This window comes from Rhodanobacter koreensis, assembly GCF_054782855.1.
The window spans coordinates 191279-210766 of record NZ_BAAGRR010000011.1; the positions used below are offsets into that span (position 1 = coordinate 191279).

Consider the following 19488-nt stretch of genomic DNA (forward strand, 5'->3'; position numbering starts at 1 on the left):
TCAGGTGCCGCGCGGCTTCGCTCGGTGCGTCGGCGTGGCGGTCCACGGATCGTCCGGCCACGGGTGGCGCGGATAGCGCCCCTTCAGTTCCTTTCGCACTTCCGGGTAAGTGCGCTCCCAGAAACCTTTCAGATCCTGCGTGACTTGGATCGGCCGGCCGGCCGGCGACAGCAGGTGCAGGGTGACCGGGATGCGCCCGCCGCCAATGCGCGGGGTGTCGGCCAGACCGAACAGCTCCTGCAGCTTGACCGCCAGCACGGGCGGCTCGCCTTCGGCGTATTCCAGTCGTCGTTGCTGGCCGCTCGGCACGGCGAGACTTTCCGGTGCCTGCGCATCGAGCGCCCGGCGCTGCTCGTGATCGAACATCGCCAGCAGCGCCTGCGACAGTTCTTCGGCCGCGAGCGCGTCGAGCCGGTGCTTGCCGCCGAGATACGGCGCCAGCCAGACATCGAGCGCCGCGAGCAAGGCCACATCCGAGACATCCGGCAAGCCCAGCTCCGGCATCCACGCGCGCAGCGCCTGCATGCGCGCGCGCAGGCGCTGCGCGTTGCCGCTCCACGGCAATACGGCGAGGCCCTTCGCACGCACGGCTGCCAGCATCGCCGGCAATGCATCCTCGGGACGCACCGGCACACTGCGACGCTCCAGCACGATGGCGCCGAAGCGGCGCTCGTCGAAGGCTTCGGCGGCGGCGCGTTCGTCGTTCCAGCGCAGCGTGCGTTCGCGCGTGAACTGCAGCGGAAAATCGCGCTCCAGCACGCGCGGATCAAGCGGCGCGGCCGCGAGGATCAGGCTGTCGCGCGCCTCGAAACGCAAGTCCAGCGCGACCAGCCATGGTTCGCCCAGCAGGGCGGTGTTTTCATGCAGGCGCGCGCCGCGACCGTTCGCCAACGTGTAGCGCAAGGGATTGTTGTCGTCGCGCCGCGCGATGCGATCGGGAAACGCATGCAGCAGCAGATCGCCGACCGCGTGGCTGTCCGGCATGCCGCTGGCCGCGGTACGCACGTCCAGACGTCGCCGCCAGCCTTTGCCGGCCTGCTCGATCACGGCCAGTGCGCCACGATCGACATCGCCGCCGCCGGCCGTACCGCGACGATCGCGCCATGCGTGCAGGGCAGTGACCCGCACGCGAAAATCATCGCTGCGCGCGTGCGTGCCGCGCAGCGGCGAACGCGCCTCCATCAAGGCCAGCAGATCAGCGATCAGCGGGCGCAGCTCCGCTGGCGCGCGCAAGGCGGCGGCGCCAAGGCGTGGTGTGGCGCCCAGTTCGAGCATCTGCCGACCGAGTGCCGTGATGCGGCCGTCCGTAGCCAGCGCGGCCAGATTCGTCAGCAGTTCGCGCGCCTGGGCCAGCGCACCGCCCGGCGGCGGATCGAGCCAGGGCAGGTCGACGCTGCTGTTCGCCGTGATGCCCCACGCCGCCAGTTCCAGCGCCAGTGCGGACAGTTCGGCCTGGGCGATTTCGGCGCCGCGCACCGGCTCCAGTCGTTTGCTTTGCGGCCATAGCCGATACGCAGTGCCTGCAGCCACACGGCCGGCACGGCCGGCACGCTGATCGGCCGAGGCCTGCGAGATGGTGACGGTCTCCAGCCGGGTGAAGCCGGAGTTCGGATCGAACCGCGGCTCACGCGCAAGACCCGCATCGATCACCGCACGAATGCCCGGCAGGGTGATGCTGGACTCAGCCACATTGGTCGCCAGAACAATCCGGCGTGTGCCCGCGACAGCCGGACTCAGCGCAGCCTGCTGCTCGGTCAGCGAAAGCTCGCCATGCAGCGCGACCACCTCCAGCGCATGGATTTGTGGGGACGTCTCCGCGAGCAGCACCTGCGTTCGTGCAATCTCGCGGCGTCCTGGCAGGAACGCCAGCACGTCACCCTCGTTTTCCTCGAGCGCCTGACGTGCCACCCGCGCCAGATGATGCTCGACGCTTTCCTGCGTGCGTGCCGGTGGGTGCTCGATGCGCACCGGAAAGCTGCGACCCGGGCTGCTCAGCCGCGGCGCGTCCAGCCAGGACGCTATGCGTTCGCCATCGAGCGTCGCCGACATCACCAGCAGACGCAGTTCCGGTCGCAAGGTTGCCTGCACATCAAACGCCAGCGCCGCGCCGAGATCGCCGGCGAGATGGCGCTCATGGAATTCGTCGAACACGATCGCACCGATGCCGGTCAACTCCGGATCGTGCTGGATCAAGCGGGTCAGGATGCCTTCGGTAACTACCTCGATCCGCGTCGTCGCGCCCACCTTCGACTCGAAGCGGATGCGGTAACCAGCCGTCTGACCAACCTCTTCACCAAGCTGCCATGCCATGAACTGTGCCGCGGCACGCGCGGCGATCCGGCGCGGCTCCAGCATCACGATCTTCTGCCCATCGAGCCATGCCGCATCGAGCAGGGCCAGCGGCACCTGGGTGGTCTTGCCGGCGCCGGGCGGCGCCTCCAGCACCAGCCGCGGATGCGCGGCGAGCGAGGCGCAAATCTCCGGCAGCAGCGGGGTGATCGGAAAGGTAGGCGTGGATGAAGTCATCCGCGCCGATGATAACGGCTGTCGTACGCGACCGGCCTTCCTTGGCCCGTGTCAATGCAAACCCTGTTCGACGGCGACTACGGCGAGGCTGCCGGCTGCAGGCATGCCGCTTCCTGCTTGCGCGCCACATCGGCACTGCCCAGCGCATGGCTGCGCTGGCGCGCCTGCACGATCACCTGCCAGTTGCGTTCGCACAAATTGCCGTGCCGCGAACCCTGTCGCCAGGATTGCATCGCCAGGTCCTGCGCATTGGCATAGTCGGCTTGGCGCAGGGCATCCTCGGCATGCTGCTGCAGCTGCTCCGGCCAGCTTGGCTCCGGCGCAGATGCTGCCGGCAAAGGCACGATCGCGGCGGGTGCCGTGCTGACGCTGTTGCCTGCTGCACGCAGCGGTGCCAGCGACTCGAACCTGCTTTGGTAATCGTCGGTGATCTGCTTGGCATCCTGGGCACCGCGAATCACCCGCGGCGTGATCAACACGATCAGCTCGGTGCGGTCCTTGCTGCGGCTGGTGGTGCCGAACAGCCGGCCCAGCCAGGGGATATCGTTCAGTCCCGGAATGCCGGTATTGGTCGTGCTTTCGTCCTGCTGGATCAGGCCACCAAGCAATACCGTCTGCCCGCTTTGCACCGCGATCTGGGTCGCCACATCACGCTGCGCGATGGTGAAGTTGCCCTGCGCATTGGCGGCACCAAGTGTCGAGCTGACCTGCTGGTGCACATTGAGGTAGACCAGGCCACCCGGATTCACCCGCGGCTGCACATCGAGGATCACGCCCGTGGGGAGATACGTCACCGTACTGGCCGTTGCATCCGTGGACGTTGTCGCGCCCAGGCCGATGATCGAGGTCTGGTTGACCGGGATCTGGTTACCGACCTGGATATGCGCCAGCTGGTTGTTGAGCACGACCATCGAGGGCGCCGACAGTGTCTTGGTATTGGCGCTGGTCTCCATCGCGCTGAGCGCGACCTGCATCTTGCTGTTAATGAAAGAGTAGAACAGCGAATCACCGCTGTTGTAGGTGTTGCCGCCGCCGCCAAGTGCGGCAGCCCGATGGCGATATGGCTGCCCGGGCGTGACGCTGCCATCGCTGTTGGTGGTGCTGCCGGTCAACCCCTGCAGATACCACTGCACACCGAACGCAAAGTCACCCGTAAGTGTGACTTCCATGATGCGCGTCTCGATCTGCACCTGCAGTGGCACATTGTCCAGTTTGTTGATCGCTCCCTTGATCTCCTCCCACTGCGACGGCCGGGCACGCACCATCAGCTGGTTGCTGCTGTCGACCGAGCTGATGCGCACGCTGCCGTCGCTGGAGGTGTATTGCTGGTCGCCCGACCCGCCGTTGCCAGCGGCGTCTCCCGTACCCGCACTGCCGCCACCAGGAGCAAAATTCTTTCCCGTACTACCGATTCCAGTCGACGTGCCACTTCCGAAACCGGTGCTGGTGCCGGTAGTGCCGCCGGTGCCGCCCAGCCCGCCAAAGCCGGTCGAACCAGTGGTTCCGGTCGAGCCGAACGCACCGCTCGAACCACTGGCCGAGCTGCCGAAGCTGCCGGCGGTGCTACCCATGCTGGTCCCGCCATTGCTGTTGTCGGCACTGCCCAGCGTCGTGCTGCTCAGGCCTGGCCCGACCTTGCCACCGTTGTCGCCGCCGTTGCCAGCACCGTTGGTGTAGATCTGCGCCAGATACTTGGCCAGATCCGAGGCCTTGATGTTGCGCACGTCGTAGACGAACAACTGCGGCTCGTTGCCGCCGCCGCGATCGATGCGGGTGATCCAGTCACCGACTTCCTGCAGGTATTCCGGCTGGGTGCTGATCACCACCAGGGCGTTGGTGCGCTCGATCGGAATGAAGCGCAGCATGCCGGCCAGCGGAGTATTCCCCTTTTCGCCGAACATGCCATCCAGCTTGGGCATCAGCTCGCCGACGTTGGCGTACTGCAGGTTGAACACGCCGACCGACATGCCGCGCAGCCAGTCGACGTCGAAGGTGCGCACCATGCTCTGGTAGTTGGCCAGTTCCTCCGGTGTGCCGGACATCACCAGCAGGTTGCGCGCCGGATCCACCAGCAATACGGAATCTGCCCGCGCGAACGGCTTGATCAGCTTCTGCATCTCGGTGGCGGAGATGTAATGCAGCGGAAACAAACGCGACTGCAAGCCGCTCGTGGGTGCGCTGGCGCCGAGGCTCGGCACCATGTTGCCGGCCACGGCTTCCTTCTCGGGCAGCACCACATAGCCGCCGTTGCGCTTGACCAGCGCGTTATGGGTCCACGACAGCAAGGTCTCGAGGATCGGCAGGGCCTGCTCCGCGTCGACCGGTTCGGAAGTGGAGAACGAGATATTGCCCTGCACGCCCGGCACGATCGTGTAGTTCTGCTTGAGCAGGTCGCCGAGGATCGCCTTGACCACCGCCTGCACCGGCTGGTTCTCGAAATTGAAGGTCACCGATCCGCCACCGCTGGCTGTCGGCCGCGGCTGGCTCAGCGCGGTGGGCCGGATGAACTGTCCGCTGCCCCGGCTCACCTCCGACTGGGGTGCGCCCGCGCTGTTGTCCGATATGCCGTTGTTCAACGGCAACGGCGCGGGCACCGGATTCTGCGTGCCGGCGATCGCCTCGCGCTGCAGTGCGCCGTCGTCATGCGGCAGCGATGGCGGCTGCAGGCTGGCACAGCCTGCCAGCCATACGGCACATGCCAGCGCGCCAGTGCGCAGGGTTTGCTGAGTGAGTTTGCGGAACATGGATCAACGTACTCCTGCGTTGGCCGCAGCAGCAGCGGCACGACGTTTCTGGATATTTTCCCTGAGTCGCTCAAGGACTTTTTGTTGAGGCGGATTCCCCGGCTGCGGCTTCACTTGCGGAGCCTGATCATTCCCGCCGCGATTTGCCGGACCGGCAGGATCATGGGACTGGACATTCATCATTGCGCCTGCAGGAACATCCGGGCTGACCGGAGCTTCTGCCGTACCGGGCTTTTGCCCGTCGAAAGGCGCGCCAGCCGGCAGCTTCAACTCGGTCTGACCAGCGGATGTCGCGAACACCGCCGAACGCGGATGCACTTCCAGCAGGGTGACGCTGCCATCCGGCAAGGACGCACCCTCGCGCAGTCGCACCTCACGATGATCACCATTCTTGTCGCGCAGCAAGGCCATGCGCAGCGTCGGCGTGAGGATGATGCCGGTCAGTTCGAGGTCACCGAGGCCGGCACCCGCGCTGGCCATGCGTGCCGCCGGTTTGCGGTCGGGGCTGAACAACGGCTTCTGCCAGACCACGGCGAACTGCTCCAGTGGCAGCGGTGCCGGCAGGCTGGTGGCATTGCCCGCCCGCGGCAGCGGCGCCAGCGCTCGCGGTGCGTTCCAGTGCACCTTGCTGCCGATGCCGCCGAGCAGCAGCAACCACAATGAACCCAGCACGATCGCAGTCACCGCGAGTACCGGGGTCAGGCTGCGCTGATGTGCGGCATTCATGGCGCAGCTCCTTGACCCGATGGCTGCATGCCGGGCGGTGCATTCACGGGGGCCGCCGGAGGGCTCCCGTGCGACGGTCGCAGGTAACCGGACAAGGTGAACTGCACCTCCAGCGGCGCGCCCCGATTCTGCTGCGCCGCCACCGGATTGCGATAGATGCTGAGATCGTCGATGAAGACGTACGGTATACCCTGCTCGAGTTCATGCAGGACACTCGCCAGCGATTCGATGTCGCAACTCAGATTGATGCTCACGGCTGCCTTGCGATAAGGCTCGCCGGGTGTCGCCGGCGGGCTCGGCAACGGCATCTTCTGGCTCACCTCGCAACTGCCGCCATGGGTGCTGTTGCCAACCACATCGACCACGCGCTGCATCAGATCGGCAGCGGCAGTGTTCGGATCGTCGTCCGCCAGAAACGCACTGCTGGCCGCCTGACCCGCACCCAGCGCGGCAAGCCGCTGCTGCAGCGCCGGCTTTTCGGCGATCGCCGCCGCATAGCGGCTCTGCGTGTCGCGCAGGTCGGACATCTCGCCATTGATCTGCCGCAACGGCGCCACGAACCACCAGTGCAGCAAGACGAAGTAAGCCAGCAACAGCGTCAGCAACAACAGCAGGATCGCCGCGATGCGGCTGTCGCGGGGATTGAGTGCAGCCAGCTTCATGGCGCGCCCCCATCGCCTGCCGACGACGCGGCAGCGGGCTTTGCCTGGGCCGTCGCCAACTGCGCCATCAGGTAGAAACGTTCCTTGCCGGTGGTCGGATCGGGCTGGATGCTGCCCTGGAAGCTGGCATTGGTGATCAGTCGCGAATCCTTCAGGGCATCGAGCAGCTTCGCTGCCTGCTGGCTCTGTCCCTGCATGCCCACCTGGCCGGTATTGTCCACGTTGAAACGCTCCAGCCACGCGCTGTCCGGTAGCCGCTGCGTGACATCCTGCAGCACGCTGAGCATGGCACTGGTGTTTTTCTTGCGCCGGACCAGAAAGCCGGCGGCACCCGCGTTGTCCTGCAATTGCGTGCGCAGCGCAGCGACCTGCTGCGCCTCGCCACGCATGTTCTCGACCTCGGTGCGCATCTGCTCGAGCGCCGTCTGCCGGTTCTGCAGCCACTGCGCCAGCACCAGCAACAGCAACAGCACGCAACCCGCCGCCAGCGCCAGGTTCAATCGACGACGCGGCCGCACGTGGCGCGGCGTCTGCTCCAGCGGCAGCAGGTTGACGCCGAGGCGGTCATTGCCGACGGCCAGATCGACCGCATCGATCGAGACGCCCAGCTCGCGCAGGCGCGTCAGCAGGGGATCCAGCATGCCACGCGTCACCACTACCAGTTCCGCATGGAAGCGTCCGGCGATGGGCGCACTCAGTTCGCGCACCGCGTAATACACCTGTGCCGCGCTGAAAGGAGTCTGCCGGTCCATCTCGAACGCCATCACCTGTTGCAGGTTGTCTCGCGCAGCCACCGGCAGCAGCAACGTACGCCGCAACACCATGGGCGGCGGCAGCAGCAAGGCCAGCCGCAGATCCTCGCGATCGACCTTCTGCAAGGCGGCGTTCAGTGCAGCCTGCCCGAAGCCGGCATCGACGGCTGACGGCTCGGCGTTGTCATCCCAACGGGCCAGCGTCTCGCCATGCCCGGCGCGGCGCAGCGTCCACTGCGTGCCCGTGCATTGCAGAAGATGCCAGTCGGCTCCACCGCCGAGCCAGCCACGCCAGCGCAACGGCAGCAGCCCGCGCAATTCGCCACCCCACCAGCCGAGAAAGGCCGGCAATGGCGAAGCACGCAAGCTTCGACGCAGACGATCCAGCAGCGGCCGCAACGACTGAGTTGCCGTATTACTCATTCCGCATTCCCCTCCTGCCAGCGCAGCACCACATACGGTTGCGCACCGGCCTGCCCCCCCTGCATACGAATCGTGGCACGCAATACGGCACGCGTGCCATCGGCCAGCGTAGCCTCGGACTGGATACTGTGTGTGGTTCCGTTGTTGAGAACCACACCTGGATCGTTTGCATTGCGCAGGCGTGTGGCCTGGATCGCACTCTGCTGCTGCGGCGTCATTCCCGGAATTGCTGCCAGCGCCAGTGGCGGCGCCGTATTCGGATCCGGACTCGGGTTGCCCGACCAGATCGTGATGACTGGCGCCACCAGCTGATACAGCGCCGGCGTCATGCCCAGTACCATCTGCAGTTCCTCGATGCTGGCGAACGCCCCGTGGCGCGGACCGTAGTCGCGTCCGGCCGCCGCATAGGCGGCACGCTGGGTGGTCGCCGCGCTGTCGAGGCCGGCCTGGCCACGCCAGTCCACCACGTTGGCGGCCAGCGTCTTGGCGTGTTCCGGGTCCATCCCCGCGGCCTGGAAAAGAGCCTGCAGCACGTCGGGCGTGGCGCTGTTGAGATCCACCTTGCCGCCCTCGTCGATCGCCGACACCATGACGGTGGCATGGTCGTAATGGAACGGATAAATGCGTCCATCACCCATCCATCGCTGCTTCAGGTCCGGATTCTGCAGCCCGTAGACTGCGCGCATCAGGCCTGCTTCGGCGGCGTAATGCGCCTGGGCCTGGGCAAATTCGTAGCGCGCCTGCAAACCCTCGGTACGCGCCAGCGCGGCATAACCTCCCAGCAGGATCGCCAGCAGGGTGCACGCCCACAGCACCAGCAGCAGGGCCACCCCGCGCTGGTCGCTGCGCCGGGCCAGCCGCCGCCTCATGGCTGACTCCCGCCACGCAGGATCGCCCGCGGCAGGCCGGCAGGTCCGTTGCTGTTCAGCGGATTGGCGCGCAATGGCACATCGAGCTGCGGCCAGCCCTGGTTGCCTTCCGGCTGCAGCTCGATGCGTACCAGCTGCGGCAGCATCCGGCCGTCCGCCCACGTGCCGGACCACGCCACGGCCTGTCCCTGCCCGTCGACGCCGCGATAGCCGAAGCTGCCGTCCTTGATGTGATCCAGCAATACCTGCGTATCGCCCAGGGACTTGAGCGGCTGGCCGTCCGGCGGCAGCACGGCCAGGCTCAGCTCCAGCCGCAGGCCGCCCTTGCCGTCACTCACCAGCTGCAGCTGCTGCAACTGCGGGCCGAGCTTGCCGAGATAGCCGGGTAGCGGCGCGACATAACGCATCTCGCGTGCGCTTCCCTCGAAATAGATGGCCTCACCGTGTTCGTTGTGGCTGATCGGCTGGATCAGGCTCTGCGCCAGCTCGCGCCGCAGGAAATCTTCGGCCGAACGGATCTGGTCGACCCGCTCGATCGCGGCGGTACCCGAACGCACGCTGTGGGTGGCAGTGCGGATGCCTGAGTACACGCCCACCAGCAGCAGCGCCAGCAGCACCAGCGAGGCCAGCACTTCCAGCAGGGTGAACCCGGCAGCGCGTTTCATCGGTCAGCCTGCAGACTGCCGGCGCTGCCACCGCCGACTTGCGGACCGGCCAGCCGCAACGTGCGGAAATGCGCCTCGCGCGGATGCGCCGGCGGTCCCCATTGCACGTCAAGATCCAGTTGGTACAGATGCAGCGGCGCAGCGGGCGGAGCCACGCCGGCCTGATTCCATGGCGTCACGTCGAGCCGCCAGCGGAACTGGCGATTGAACTGGCCAGAACGGCTGCCCGCCTGCAGCGGCTCGCCGACATACGCGCTGTCCAGCATGCTGCGTGCCCACATCGCCGCCTCGCTGTGTTCGGCTGCGTTGCGGCTCAGGTTGATCGAAGCACCAGCCACCTTCATCAAGGCAGTGAATGCAATCGCCAGCAGCATGATCGCGGCAATCACCTCGAGCAGGCTGAAGCCTTGCTGCAAGCATGCATGCCGTGGGTGCAGGCGGTTCATCGCGCCGCCACCGTATCGACCACGCGCACTTCACCGGTCAGCCAGGACACGTTGACATGCCACTGCCGCTTGCCGCTCTGCAGGGTGATTCGTCCGCCGGTGGAACTGCCGTCGGGAAAGAAGCGGATGCGCCCGGTGTGATCGTTCGGCTCGTCCTCCTTCGCACTGGTGACGCTTACGCGCAGCCCCTTCGGCAGGCGTATGTCCTGCTCGCGTACGTTGCGGTAGGTATTCGCGCGGGTGTCCACGTCGAAGTTCTGTTCCTGTCCGCGCACGATCGCCTGCGCACGTGTGGCCCGCAGCGCACCGGCCAGCTCGCTGCTGGCCGCACGCACGCGCGCACTGGCCAGCCCCTGCGTCACCGCGACCGACACAGCGGCGGCCGCGATGCCGATCAGCAGGATCACCGCGAGCATCTCGAGCAGGGTGAACCCGTTGGCGCGCGCAAGCTTCATGACTTACTGCCAGTTGCCCACGTCCTGGCTGTAACCGTCGCCACCAGGCTTGCCGTCCTGACCGTAGAAGATCAGATCGAAGTTGCCGTGCTGGCCTGGATACTGATAACCGAAGGCGTGACCCCACGGATCCTTCAGGTCCGATTCCTTCGCATACGGGCCCTGCCAGTTCGATGCGTTGGCCGGCTTCACCACCAGATCCTCCAGCTGCTGCGGCGGCGAGCCGTTGTCCAGTGCGTAGTTCTCGATCTTCTGGCTCAGCGTCAGCAGCTGCGCCTTGCCCGCACCGTACTTGCCCTTGTCGACGTTCTTGCCGACCTGGGTCACTACCACCGCGCCGATGATGCCGATCAGCACGATCACCGCCAGCATTTCGAGCAGGGTGAAGCCGGCGTTCGAACCGATACGTCGTGGTTGCCTGTATTGCATGGGATTACCTCGGGTTGGCGAATGGTTGTGCATCTACTGGATATTGCTGGTGAGACTGAGCAGCGGCAGCAGGATCGCCGCCATGATGATCGCCACCATCACCGTCATCACGATGGTCAGCGCCGGTACCAGCGCAGCCAGCAGACGATCGATCGCGCGCCTGGATTCAAGTTCAAACGTATCGGCCACTTTCAGCAGCATGGTGTCGAGCTGGCCGGCTTCCTCGCCGACCTGCACCATCTGCATCGCCAGCCGCGGGAACAGCTTCGACTGTCCCAGCGCGAGGCTCAGTCCGGCACCGCCCTTGACCTGCTCGTGCGCTGTCGTCAGCGCCGCATCCAGTGCGCGGTTGCCGGTGACCTGGCGTGCGATGGTCAGCGCGCTCAGCAAGGGCACTCCGTTCTTCAGCAGGGTGCCGAGCGTGCGGGCGATCCGTGCGGTCTCCACCTTCAGCAACAGCGGGCCGACCAGCCGCATCGTCAACAGCCGCATGTGCCAGGCCAGCCGCGCCTGCGGATCGCGCAATCGCGCACGCCAGAAAAACAGCCCGCCTCCGAGCACCAGCAGGATCAGCCACCACCATGCCTGCAAGGTGTTGCCGAGCACCAGTACCGCTTCGGTGATCCACGGGATCGGCACCTGCATGTCCTCGAAGATCGGCACGAACTGCGGCACCACGTAGGCCAGCAGCAGCACCAGCGAACCGAGCACGCCCACCATCAGGAACGCCGGGTAGATCAACGCGTTGACGATGCTGCCGCGCAACTGTTGCGAACGCTCCAGATAGTCGGCCAGCCGGCGCAGCGTCTCTTCCAGCGAACCGCCTGCCTCGCCGGCGCGCACCAGGCTGACATACAGCTTCGGGAATACGCCGTGTTCCTCGTCCAGCGCAGAGGACAGCGTGTTGCCGCCACGCACGCGGTCACGCACGCGCTCCACCAGCTTCTTCGCGCTCTCGCCCTCCGGCAGCTCGAGCAGGATGCCGAGCGCGCGATCCAGCGGCTGGCCGGCACCGAGCAGGGTGGCCAACTGATGCGTGAACTGTGCCAGCTGGTCACCGGTGAACGGACCGCGCTTGAACAGGGCCGCCAGCCCACTGCCGCCACCGGCAGCATCGGCAGGCTGCGCCTCCAGCGGGGTGTGTCCCTGATCCTGCAGCCGGCCGATCACCTCGTCGACACTGGCGGCCTCCATCTGCCCCTGCAGCATTTCGCCGGCATCGCTGACTGCCTTGTAACGGAACTGCGCCACGTCAGCCTTCCTGCGTGACGCGCAGGACCTCCTCCAGCGTGGTGATGCCGGCCACGGCCTTGACGATGCCGTCCTCGTACATCGTGCGCATGCCTTCGGCGCGCGCCTGCTTCTCGATCTCGCCGGCATCGGCGCGCTGCATCACCAGTCGGCGCAGCGGATCGCTCATGGTGAGAAATTCCATGATCGCGCGGCGACCGCGATATCCCGTGGGATTGGCCGTGCTGCTGCCCGGTTTCCACAGCCGGATCGGCCGCTCGTCGGTGTATTTTTCCAGTTCGAACTGCGCGATCACTTCGGGCAACGCCTCGTAGGAAATCGCCGTTTCCGGATCGAGCCGGCGCACCAGCCGCTGCGCCAGGATGCCGTTGACGGTGGAACCGAGCAGGTAGTCTTCGACGCCCATGTCCAGCAGCCGCGTGATGCCGCCGGCCGCCGAATTGGTGTGCAGGGTGGACAGCACCAGATGGCCGGTGAGCGCGGACTGGATCGCGATGCGGCAGGTCTCCAGATCGCGCATTTCGCCGATCATGATCACGTCCGGGTCCTGGCGCATGATCGAACGCAGCGCACCGGAGAAATCCAGCCCGATCTGCGGCTTCACCTGGATCTGGTTGATGCCTTCGAGCTGGTATTCGACCGGATCCTCGACCGTGATGATCTTCACGTCATTGGTATTGATCTGCGACAGCGCGGTGTACAGCGTGGTGGTCTTGCCCGAGCCGGTCGGACCGGTGACCAGCAGGATGCCGTGCGGCCGATTCAGCACCTCGACGAAACGCGACTGGAAGCTGTCGGTGAAGCCAAGCGAGGCGAAATCGAACACCACCGATTCGCGATCGAGGATGCGCATCACCACCGACTCGCCGAAACTGGTCGGCACGGTCGACACGCGCAGGTCGAGCTCCTTGCCCTGCACGCGCAGCTGGATGCGGCCGTCCTGCGGCAGCCGGCGCTCGGCGATGTTCAGCCGCGCCATGATCTTCACGCGCGAAATCACCGCCGCGGTCGACGATGATGGCGGCGCCTCCACTTCATGCAGCACGCCGTCGATGCGGTAACGCACCTTCAGCCGGTTCTCGAACGGTTCGATGTGCACGTCCGAGGCGCGCTGCTCGACCGCACGTTGAAGAATCAGGTTCACCAGCCGGATCACCGGCGCTTCGGACGCCAGATCGCGCAGGTGCTCGACGTCATCCTCTTCCGCGGCACTGCCGTCGAGGTTTTCGACGATCGTGCCCATCGCCGAACGGCCGCTGCCGTAATAGCGTTCGATCAGGCCATCGATTTCCGAGCGCAGGCCAATCCGCAGGGCGACCGGTCGACCCGCGGCCAGCTCGACTGCCTGCAACGGATACGGATCCGCCGGGTCGGCCACGATCAGGGCCAGCCCGTCCTTTTCATCGCTCACCGGCACCACGTGTTGCTGCTTCAGGAAGCGCAACGACAGTTCGAGATCGACTGGCGGCAACTCCGGTGCATCGCGCGCCGCCAGCAGCGGCACCTGCAGCAATTCCGCCCAGGCCTCGGCCAGATCGCGCTCGGACACCAGTCCGAGCCGAGCCATCAAGGTGGTCAGCGTGCCTTCGGCGGATTCCTCGTGCAGCCGGCGCGCACGCCCCAGGTCACTGTCCTTCAGGCGACCGCGTGCGACCAGCCACGCACAGACTTCCGCTTCGCGGTCGTCCATGCCGGTGCCCGCCCCGTCAATCGCCGGCTCAATGGCTGCCGACATCCTCCACCCCGCTCAAATATAGGCGAATACCGTCAACGCCCCCCTTCAGCGAAACGGTAAACACCATAGTTATCACATCCGGCAGGCGACAGGCGAGCAGCGTCGTGCCACGTCATTGTCCCGTTCATGGATCGCACCTGAAATGAATGCCCATTGTGAGGCTTGCATCGCCCTGATGGGCACCAGCGGCCGGGAAAATTTCCCGGCCTAAGCCGGCTGTGATCCCGTTCGCGCAAATTATTTCGACGCGTTGCCGCTTCATGCAGCAGCACCTGACTCGAAGCGGTGGATTCAGGGGCAGTCTTGCACACCCATCAACGTCTGGGACAATGTTGTTTTCGCTCCTTGGCCGAACCATGCAGCTGCTCGATATCGGCGCCAACCTCGGCCATGAGTCGTTCCATCACGATTTCGATGCCGTATTGCAGCGTGCGCATGCGCACGGGGTCAGCCGGATGATCGTCACCGGCGCCTCGCGCGAAGGCAGCGCGCATGCACTGATGCTGGCCAAGGCACATCCGGCCGTGCTGTTCGCGACCGCCGGCGTGCATCCGCACCACGCGATCGACTATGACGATGCCACCGATGCGGTGTTGCGCGAACTTGCGCAGGATCACGCGGTTCGCGCGATCGGCGAAACCGGGCTCGACTACAACCGCAACTATTCGCCACGCGCGGTGCAACTGCAGGTGTTCGAGCGCCAGTTGCAGATCGCGGCAGATACGCAGAAGCCGCTGTTCCTGCACCAACGCGATGCACATGTCGATTTCATTGCTTTGTTGCGACGTTATCGCGACAAGGTTCCTGCCGCCGTGGTGCACTGCTTCACCGACACCGGTGAAGCGCTGCGCGACTACCTCGCGCTGGATTGCCATATCGGCATCACCGGCTGGATCTGCGACGAGCGCCGCGGCACCCACCTGCGCGAACTGGTGCGCGAGATTCCCGCAAATCGGTTGATGATCGAGACCGATGCACCCTATCTGCTGCCGCGCACAGTGCGGCCGCAGCCGGCGCACCGGCGCAACGAGCCGATGTATCTGAAGCACATCTGCGAGGAGATCGCGCGCGACCGTGGTGAACCGGTGGCCGTCACGGCGGCGAACAGCACCGCTACCGCGGAGGCGTTCTTCGGCCTGTTACAGCTCCCTTAGGGATGGCCTGAATAACTCGTCATTACCAGCGAAAGCTGAAAAGCTCCACAACAGCGAAGCTGGTCAATCCAGCGTCTGCAGTGTCTTGCAACGGCACTGGATCCCAGCTTTCGCTGGGATGACGGGCAAAGATTTATTCAGACCATCCCTAGAAGTACCCGAGGTGCGCCCCTACGGCAACAACGTGCGCGTCTCGCCAGGCACCAACCCGTCCAGCGCATGCTCGCCAATTCGCACGCGTATCAGCCGCAGCGTAGGAAAGCCGACCGCGGCGGTCATCCGCCGAACCTGCCGGTTGCGGCCCTCGCGCAGGGTGAGACTGAGCCAGCTGGTGGGAATGCTCTTGCGGAAACGTACCGGCGGATCGCGTGGCCATAGCCAGCCTGGCTCCGTTGCAAGTTCCGCTTCCGCTGGCAGTGTTCCGCCGTCATTCAACGAGACACCTCGGCGCAATGCCTGCAGGGCCTCCTCGCCAATTGCTCCATCGACCTGCACCAGATAGGTCTTGGTCTGCTTGTGGCGCGGATCGGTGAGCCGATGTGCCAGACCACCATCATCCGTCAGCAATAGCAGGCCCTCGCTGTCATGATCCAGCCGTCCAGCCGCATAGACGTCCTTTTGCCGGACGAATTCGGCCAGCGTGCGCCGTCCGCCCGCATCAGTGAACTGGCACAGCACGCCATACGGTTTGTTCAAGGCGATCAGCATGGCGACGCGCCTGCAAGGCGCCTCAGGGCGTCGAGGCGGTCGATGCCGGTGCCGACGGTTTGACGAAACGCAAGGTCATCCGGTCGGACTCGCCGATCGCCTGATACTTCGCCTTGTCCTGCTCGCCCAGCGCAAGCGTGGGTGGCAGGGTCCACACACCCTTCGGGTAGTCCTTGGTGTCCTTCGGATTCGCGTTGATCTCGCTGCTCTCGTCCAATGTGAAGCCAGCATCCGTGGCCAGCTTCACCACGTAGCGGGTCGGCAGGTAACCGCTCTGCTTCACCGTTGCCAGCGGGGCATCGTTGTCGGCGCGGTGATCGACCACGCCCAGCACGCCACCGGGTCGCAGCACCGCGAAGAACGCCTTGAACATCGCTGGCGCGGTATCCGTCATCACCCAGTTGTGCACGTTGCGGAATGTCAGTACCAGATCGGCCGAACCGGGCGCGCCGAACACCGGCGCCTTCGGATCGAAGGTGACGAACTGTGCCTTGCCGTAATGCGTCGCGTCGCCGGCAAACTTGCGATGCAGTGCATCGTCGTCGCGACGCGCTTCGCCGCCGCCACTCGGCGCCTGCACGGCGGCAACGTAGTGACCGTTGTCGTGCAACAGCGGCGCCAGGATCTCGCTGTACCAGCCGCCACCGGGAGTGATCTCGATCACCGTCTGATCCGGCCGGATACCGAAGAACTGCAAGGTGGCCTTGGGATGGCGATACACGTCGCGGGCGCGGTTGGCCTCCGAACGCCAGCTGCCGGCCAGCACGCTATCCAGCTGGGCGGAAGTGAAATCGCTGGCGCTGGTTGGCGGTACCAACTCGTTGGCGGGCTGATCCGTTCCGGTCGAACTCGCCGGCGCAGCTTGCGCCATGGCGATGCCGGGCAGGCTCAGGCAGGCCGCCAACAACAACGTCACCGTTGCGCCCCTGCTTGCTGCTCGTATACCGCGATTCATCGATTGCCCCTTGGTGTGTTGGTTGTCCGGACCCGGCGCCATCATGACGACCGCGATGTGCAGATTCGGTGGATGTCTCAGAACGGCCGCGGGCACACGGATTGCAGCCCGTCGATATGTTCGTGCAGATCCGGCGCGATGCCCTGCCACATCGGATCGAGGATGAAATCGATACCCTCGTAACGGGCCAGTTTCGCGGCCGGAATGAAATCCGCATCGCCGGCGATCAGGATGATCTGGTCGACCAGCTTCTTGTAGGTCAATGCGGCGATGTCGATGCCGATCTTCATGTCGACCTGGGTCTGGCGCATGTCCGGTTCGAAATGCTCATCGCCGAGATCGTCCCACTGCAGGTTGCCGTCACGCAGCTGCTGGTAGGCGTTGCGCTTCAACTGCCATTCGCCGCGTTCGGCCAGCCTGCCCAGCCGCAGCGCCAACTTGCGCTGGCGGCGTAGCTGGTCGTGCAGCTCACGCCGGAACCCGGCGGCCCCGGTGCGCCCGAAGTCGATGCTGTCGCCGCTGACCGGCTTGATGAAACTCTTTTCCAGCGGCGGGCAGTCATAGAAGAAGATCCGATACAGCGATTCGCGCGGACGATCGACCGCCTTCAGATGCTCCAGCGCCATGGTGAACACGGTTTTCGCCACGGCACGCGCATCGTTGGCGTCACGCTCGCCGTACACCTTGCGATAGCGGGCAAGGAAAAAAGCACCGTCAACGAGGATGGCGGTACGGTTCATGGGACAACCTTATGGGCATGCGGCATGGATGAATGAACGCCGTCGGCAGAATGGGCCGGCGACGGACGCTCATTCTACGCGAAGGTTCCACTGCAACGGCAGCCGATGCCGCTCAGTAATGGATCACCGAGCGGATCACCTTGCCCACATGCATCAGCTCGAATGCGTCGTTGATGCGCTCCAGCGGGAGCACCTCGGTGATCATCTCGTCGATGCGGATCTCGCCGGCCATGTAGCGGTCCACATAACCCGGCAGCTGCGAGCGGCCCTTGACTCCGCCGAAGGCGGAACCACGCCACACGCGACCGGTGACCAGCTGGAACGGCCGCGTGCTGATCTCCTGCCCGGCGCCGGCGACGCCAATGATGATCGACTCGCCCCAGCCCTTGTGGCAGCACTCCAGCGCCGCGCGCATCACGTGGACATTGCCGATGCATTCGAACGAATAGTCCACGCCGCCGTCGGTGAGCTCGACGATCACCTGCTGGATCGGCGTGTCCGGGTAGTCCCTGGGATTGATGAAGTCGGTGGCGCCGAGCAGCTTCGCCATCTCGAACTTGTCCGGGTTGGTGTCGACCACCACGATGCGCCCGGCCTTCGCCATCACCGCACCCTGCACCACCGACAAGCCGATGCCACCCAGGCCGAACACCGCCACCGACGCACCCGGCTCCACCTTCGCCGTGTTGAGCACCGCACCGATGCCGGTGGTGATGCCGCAACCGAGCAGGCAGACCTTCTCCAGCGGCGCGGCCTTGCTGATCTTCGCCAGCGAGATCTCCGGCAACACGGTGTATTCGCTGAACGTGCTGGTGCCCATGTAGTGCAGCAACGGTTTGCCGTTGAGCGAGAAACGCGATGTGCCGTCCGGCATCAGGCCCTTGCCCTGGGTGACGCGGATCTTCTGGCACAGGTTGGTCTTGCCGGACAGGCAGAACTTGCACTCGCCGCATTCGGGCGTGTACAGCGGGATCACGTGGTCACCGACCTTGAGCGAGGTCACACCCTCACCGACTTCCTCGACGATGCCGCCACCCTCGTGGCCGAGAATCACCGGGAACATGCCTTCGGGGTCGGCACCCGACAAGGTGAACGCATCGGTGTGGCAGACGCCGGTGGCGACGATGCGCACCAGCACCTCGCCAGCCTTCGGTCCGTCCACATCGACCTGTTCGATCGTGAGCGGCTTGCCCGCTTCCCAGGCTACGGCAGCACGTGACTTCATGGTTCAACTCCTGGCAATCGGTCTGCAACGACCCACGATGATGACGTGTCCGCCGGCTTTGCGAAACCACATCAGCCAACGGCCGTGTCATCGGGCCGAAACGCCGACATCTGCCGACCGTAGTCGTCCGCCTCGGCCAGCAACCATTCGCGGAACAGCTGCAGGCCGCGATGTTCCTGCGAGCGTGACGGATACACCAGCCAGTAGGCCTCCTTCACCGCCAGGTAGTTTTCGCCCAGCACCTGCAGCCGCCCGGCGTCGATCAGCGACTTCGACGTCACCATCCGCCCCAGCGCCACGCCAAGGCCTTCCAGCGCCGCGTGGCGCAACGCATCGAGGCTGTCGAACTGCGCCACATAGCGCTTCGGTGGCGTGCCGCCAGTGCGACCGAACCAGTCGCTCCAGCGCGTGGAGGGACTCGGCTCACCGAGCAGCGGCCAGCGCGACAGGTCACGGGGGTCAACACCCTGCATCCGCGCTATCAATTCCGGCGCTGCGACTGGCGCGATCCATTCGCCGAACAGCCGCTCGCTGTGCAGACCGGGCCAGTTGCCACGGCCATAGCGCAAGCCGACATCGACCGGCTCGCGCTCGAAATTCACCAAGGCCGAACTCGATTGCAGGCTGAGCTCCAGATCCGGGTGCACCGCGACCAGCCGTGGCAGTCGCGGCACCAGCCAGCTCGACATGATGCCGGGACTGGCGCTGAGCGTAAGCGCATCGTGGTGACGCTGGTGATAGCGCGACATCGCATGCTCGATGCCGTCGAAATGCTCGCCCACCGCCTCGAGCAGGCTGCAGCCATCCACGGTCAGCGTCACCCCGCGCGGCCCGCGTTCGAACAGGCGCCGCTCCAGCCGTTCCTCCAACTGGCGCATCTGGTGGCTGAGCGCGCTTACGGTGAGGTTCGCCTGCGCTGCCGCACGCGACAGATTGCCCTCGCGGGCAACCAGAACGAACTGTTGCAGCAGACCCAGCGGCAGCTTGCGCATCTTGAATTTTCCTCAAGTCTGGCTTGCGAAT

Annotated in this window: 18 protein-coding genes; 1 reads left to right on the forward strand and 17 read right to left on the reverse strand. The window is 65.4% G+C overall.

From position 1 onward, the window contains the following. From hrpB to gspE, 12 genes are all read right to left on the reverse strand, one after another. Positions 1 to 2526 carry an ATP-dependent helicase HrpB gene (hrpB, locus tag ACYVKM_RS13130; RefSeq protein ID WP_460878061.1) on the reverse strand — a complete coding sequence of 842 codons (2526 nt, stop codon included), beginning with the start codon at positions 2524 to 2526 and terminating at the stop codon, positions 1 to 3. A gap of 77 nt (positions 2527 to 2603) precedes the next feature. Beyond that, positions 2604 to 5270 carry a type II secretion system secretin GspD gene (gspD, locus tag ACYVKM_RS13135; protein ID WP_460878062.1) on the reverse strand — a complete coding sequence of 889 codons (2667 nt, stop codon included), beginning with the start codon at positions 5268 to 5270 and terminating at the stop codon, positions 2604 to 2606. Between the two features lie 3 nt (positions 5271 to 5273). Further along, positions 5274 to 5996, reverse strand: coding sequence for a hypothetical protein (locus tag ACYVKM_RS13140; RefSeq protein ID WP_460878063.1), 723 nt, complete (start codon positions 5994 to 5996; stop codon positions 5274 to 5276). Then, positions 5993 to 6658 (reverse strand): type II secretion system protein GspM, encoded by a 666-nt coding sequence (gspM, locus tag ACYVKM_RS13145; protein ID WP_460878064.1) that lies wholly within the window; start codon positions 6656 to 6658, stop codon positions 5993 to 5995. Before gspM ends, ACYVKM_RS13140 begins: the two co-directional genes overlap by 4 nt. Beyond that, positions 6655 to 7833 carry a PilN domain-containing protein gene (locus tag ACYVKM_RS13150; protein WP_460878065.1) on the reverse strand — a complete coding sequence of 393 codons (1179 nt, stop codon included), beginning with the start codon at positions 7831 to 7833 and terminating at the stop codon, positions 6655 to 6657. The genes gspM and ACYVKM_RS13150 overlap by 4 nt, the downstream gene beginning before the upstream one ends. Further along, positions 7830 to 8702, reverse strand: a complete 873-nt coding sequence (locus ACYVKM_RS13155; protein ID WP_460878066.1) for a type II secretion system minor pseudopilin — start codon at positions 8700 to 8702, stop codon at positions 7830 to 7832. Before ACYVKM_RS13155 ends, ACYVKM_RS13150 begins: the two co-directional genes overlap by 4 nt. Next, positions 8699 to 9367, reverse strand: a complete 669-nt coding sequence (locus ACYVKM_RS13160; protein ID WP_460878067.1) for a prepilin-type N-terminal cleavage/methylation domain-containing protein — start codon at positions 9365 to 9367, stop codon at positions 8699 to 8701. Before ACYVKM_RS13160 ends, ACYVKM_RS13155 begins: the two co-directional genes overlap by 4 nt. Then, positions 9364 to 9813 (reverse strand): type IV pilus modification PilV family protein, encoded by a 450-nt coding sequence (locus tag ACYVKM_RS13165; protein WP_460878068.1) that lies wholly within the window; start codon positions 9811 to 9813, stop codon positions 9364 to 9366. The genes ACYVKM_RS13160 and ACYVKM_RS13165 overlap by 4 nt, the downstream gene beginning before the upstream one ends. Continuing rightward, entirely contained in the window at positions 9810 to 10268 is a 459-nt protein-coding gene (locus tag ACYVKM_RS13170) for a GspH/FimT family pseudopilin (protein ID WP_460878069.1), read from the reverse strand. The genes ACYVKM_RS13165 and ACYVKM_RS13170 overlap by 4 nt, the downstream gene beginning before the upstream one ends. Positions 10269 to 10271: 3 nt before the next feature. Next, positions 10272 to 10697 (reverse strand): type II secretion system major pseudopilin GspG, encoded by a 426-nt coding sequence (gspG, locus tag ACYVKM_RS13175; RefSeq protein WP_460878070.1) that lies wholly within the window; start codon positions 10695 to 10697, stop codon positions 10272 to 10274. A 33-nt stretch (positions 10698 to 10730) separates the two neighbouring features. Next, positions 10731 to 11948, reverse strand: coding sequence for a type II secretion system inner membrane protein GspF (gene gspF / locus ACYVKM_RS13180; RefSeq protein ID WP_460878071.1), 1218 nt, complete (start codon positions 11946 to 11948; stop codon positions 10731 to 10733). A gap of 1 nt (position 11949) precedes the next feature. Further along, complete coding sequence (gene gspE, locus ACYVKM_RS13185) at positions 11950 to 13683, reverse strand: type II secretion system ATPase GspE (protein WP_460878072.1); 1734 nt, start codon at positions 13681 to 13683, stop codon at positions 11950 to 11952. Positions 13684 to 14039: 356 nt separating this feature from the next. Here gspE and ACYVKM_RS13190 point away from each other — a divergent pair, with 356 nt between their 5' ends. Further along, a complete protein-coding gene (locus ACYVKM_RS13190) occupies positions 14040 to 14837 on the forward strand; it encodes a TatD family hydrolase (protein ID WP_460878073.1) in 798 nt (265 codons plus the stop codon). 171 nt (positions 14838 to 15008) lie between these two features. Here the strand turns inward: ACYVKM_RS13190 and ACYVKM_RS13195 are convergent, their stop codons facing one another. From ACYVKM_RS13195 to ACYVKM_RS13215, 5 genes are all read right to left on the reverse strand, one after another. Then, positions 15009 to 15545: a pseudouridine synthase gene (locus tag ACYVKM_RS13195; RefSeq protein ID WP_460878074.1), complete on the reverse strand. Its 537-nt coding sequence runs from the start codon at positions 15543 to 15545 to the stop codon at positions 15009 to 15011. Between the two features lie 22 nt (positions 15546 to 15567). Further along, complete coding sequence (locus tag ACYVKM_RS13200) at positions 15568 to 16500, reverse strand: class I SAM-dependent methyltransferase (protein ID WP_460878075.1); 933 nt, start codon at positions 16498 to 16500, stop codon at positions 15568 to 15570. A 77-nt stretch (positions 16501 to 16577) separates the two neighbouring features. After that, positions 16578 to 17240, reverse strand: a complete 663-nt coding sequence (locus ACYVKM_RS13205; RefSeq protein ID WP_460878076.1) for an NYN domain-containing protein — start codon at positions 17238 to 17240, stop codon at positions 16578 to 16580. A 112-nt stretch (positions 17241 to 17352) separates the two neighbouring features. Then, complete coding sequence (locus tag ACYVKM_RS13210; RefSeq protein ID WP_460878077.1) at positions 17353 to 18465, reverse strand: S-(hydroxymethyl)glutathione dehydrogenase/class III alcohol dehydrogenase; 1113 nt, start codon at positions 18463 to 18465, stop codon at positions 17353 to 17355. Between the two features lie 71 nt (positions 18466 to 18536). Further along, positions 18537 to 19457: a LysR substrate-binding domain-containing protein gene (locus ACYVKM_RS13215; RefSeq protein WP_460878078.1), complete on the reverse strand. Its 921-nt coding sequence runs from the start codon at positions 19455 to 19457 to the stop codon at positions 18537 to 18539. Positions 19458 to 19488: the final 31 nt, after the last annotated feature.

Bases quoted from the DNA above. Each gene is read 5' to 3' on its own strand.
- hrpB (WP_460878061.1), bottom strand. From the start codon at position 2,526: ATGACTTCATCCACGCCTACCTTTCCGATCACCCCGCTGCTGCCGGAG.
- gspD (WP_460878062.1), bottom strand. From the start codon at position 5,270: ATGTTCCGCAAACTCACTCAGCAAACCCTGCGCACTGGCGCGCTGGCA.
- ACYVKM_RS13140 (WP_460878063.1), bottom strand. From the start codon at position 5,996: ATGAATGCCGCACATCAGCGCAGCCTGACCCCGGTACTCGCGGTGACT.
- gspM (WP_460878064.1), bottom strand. From the start codon at position 6,658: ATGAAGCTGGCTGCACTCAATCCCCGCGACAGCCGCATCGCGGCGATC.
- ACYVKM_RS13150 (WP_460878065.1), bottom strand. From the start codon at position 7,833: ATGAGTAATACGGCAACTCAGTCGTTGCGGCCGCTGCTGGATCGTCTG.
- ACYVKM_RS13155 (WP_460878066.1), bottom strand. From the start codon at position 8,702: ATGAGGCGGCGGCTGGCCCGGCGCAGCGACCAGCGCGGGGTGGCCCTG.
- ACYVKM_RS13160 (WP_460878067.1), bottom strand. From the start codon at position 9,367: ATGAAACGCGCTGCCGGGTTCACCCTGCTGGAAGTGCTGGCCTCGCTG.
- ACYVKM_RS13165 (WP_460878068.1), bottom strand. From the start codon at position 9,813: ATGAACCGCCTGCACCCACGGCATGCATGCTTGCAGCAAGGCTTCAGC.
- ACYVKM_RS13170 (WP_460878069.1), bottom strand. From the start codon at position 10,268: ATGAAGCTTGCGCGCGCCAACGGGTTCACCCTGCTCGAGATGCTCGCG.
- gspG (WP_460878070.1), bottom strand. From the start codon at position 10,697: ATGCAATACAGGCAACCACGACGTATCGGTTCGAACGCCGGCTTCACC.
- gspE (WP_460878072.1), bottom strand. From the start codon at position 13,683: ATGTCGGCAGCCATTGAGCCGGCGATTGACGGGGCGGGCACCGGCATG.
- ACYVKM_RS13190 (WP_460878073.1), top strand. From the start codon at position 14,040: ATGCAGCTGCTCGATATCGGCGCCAACCTCGGCCATGAGTCGTTCCAT.
- ACYVKM_RS13195 (WP_460878074.1), bottom strand. From the start codon at position 15,545: ATGCTGATCGCCTTGAACAAACCGTATGGCGTGCTGTGCCAGTTCACT.
- ACYVKM_RS13200 (WP_460878075.1), bottom strand. From the start codon at position 16,500: ATGAATCGCGGTATACGAGCAGCAAGCAGGGGCGCAACGGTGACGTTG.
- ACYVKM_RS13205 (WP_460878076.1), bottom strand. From the start codon at position 17,240: ATGAACCGTACCGCCATCCTCGTTGACGGTGCTTTTTTCCTTGCCCGC.
- ACYVKM_RS13210 (WP_460878077.1), bottom strand. From the start codon at position 18,465: ATGAAGTCACGTGCTGCCGTAGCCTGGGAAGCGGGCAAGCCGCTCACG.
- ACYVKM_RS13215 (WP_460878078.1), bottom strand. From the start codon at position 19,457: ATGCGCAAGCTGCCGCTGGGTCTGCTGCAACAGTTCGTTCTGGTTGCC.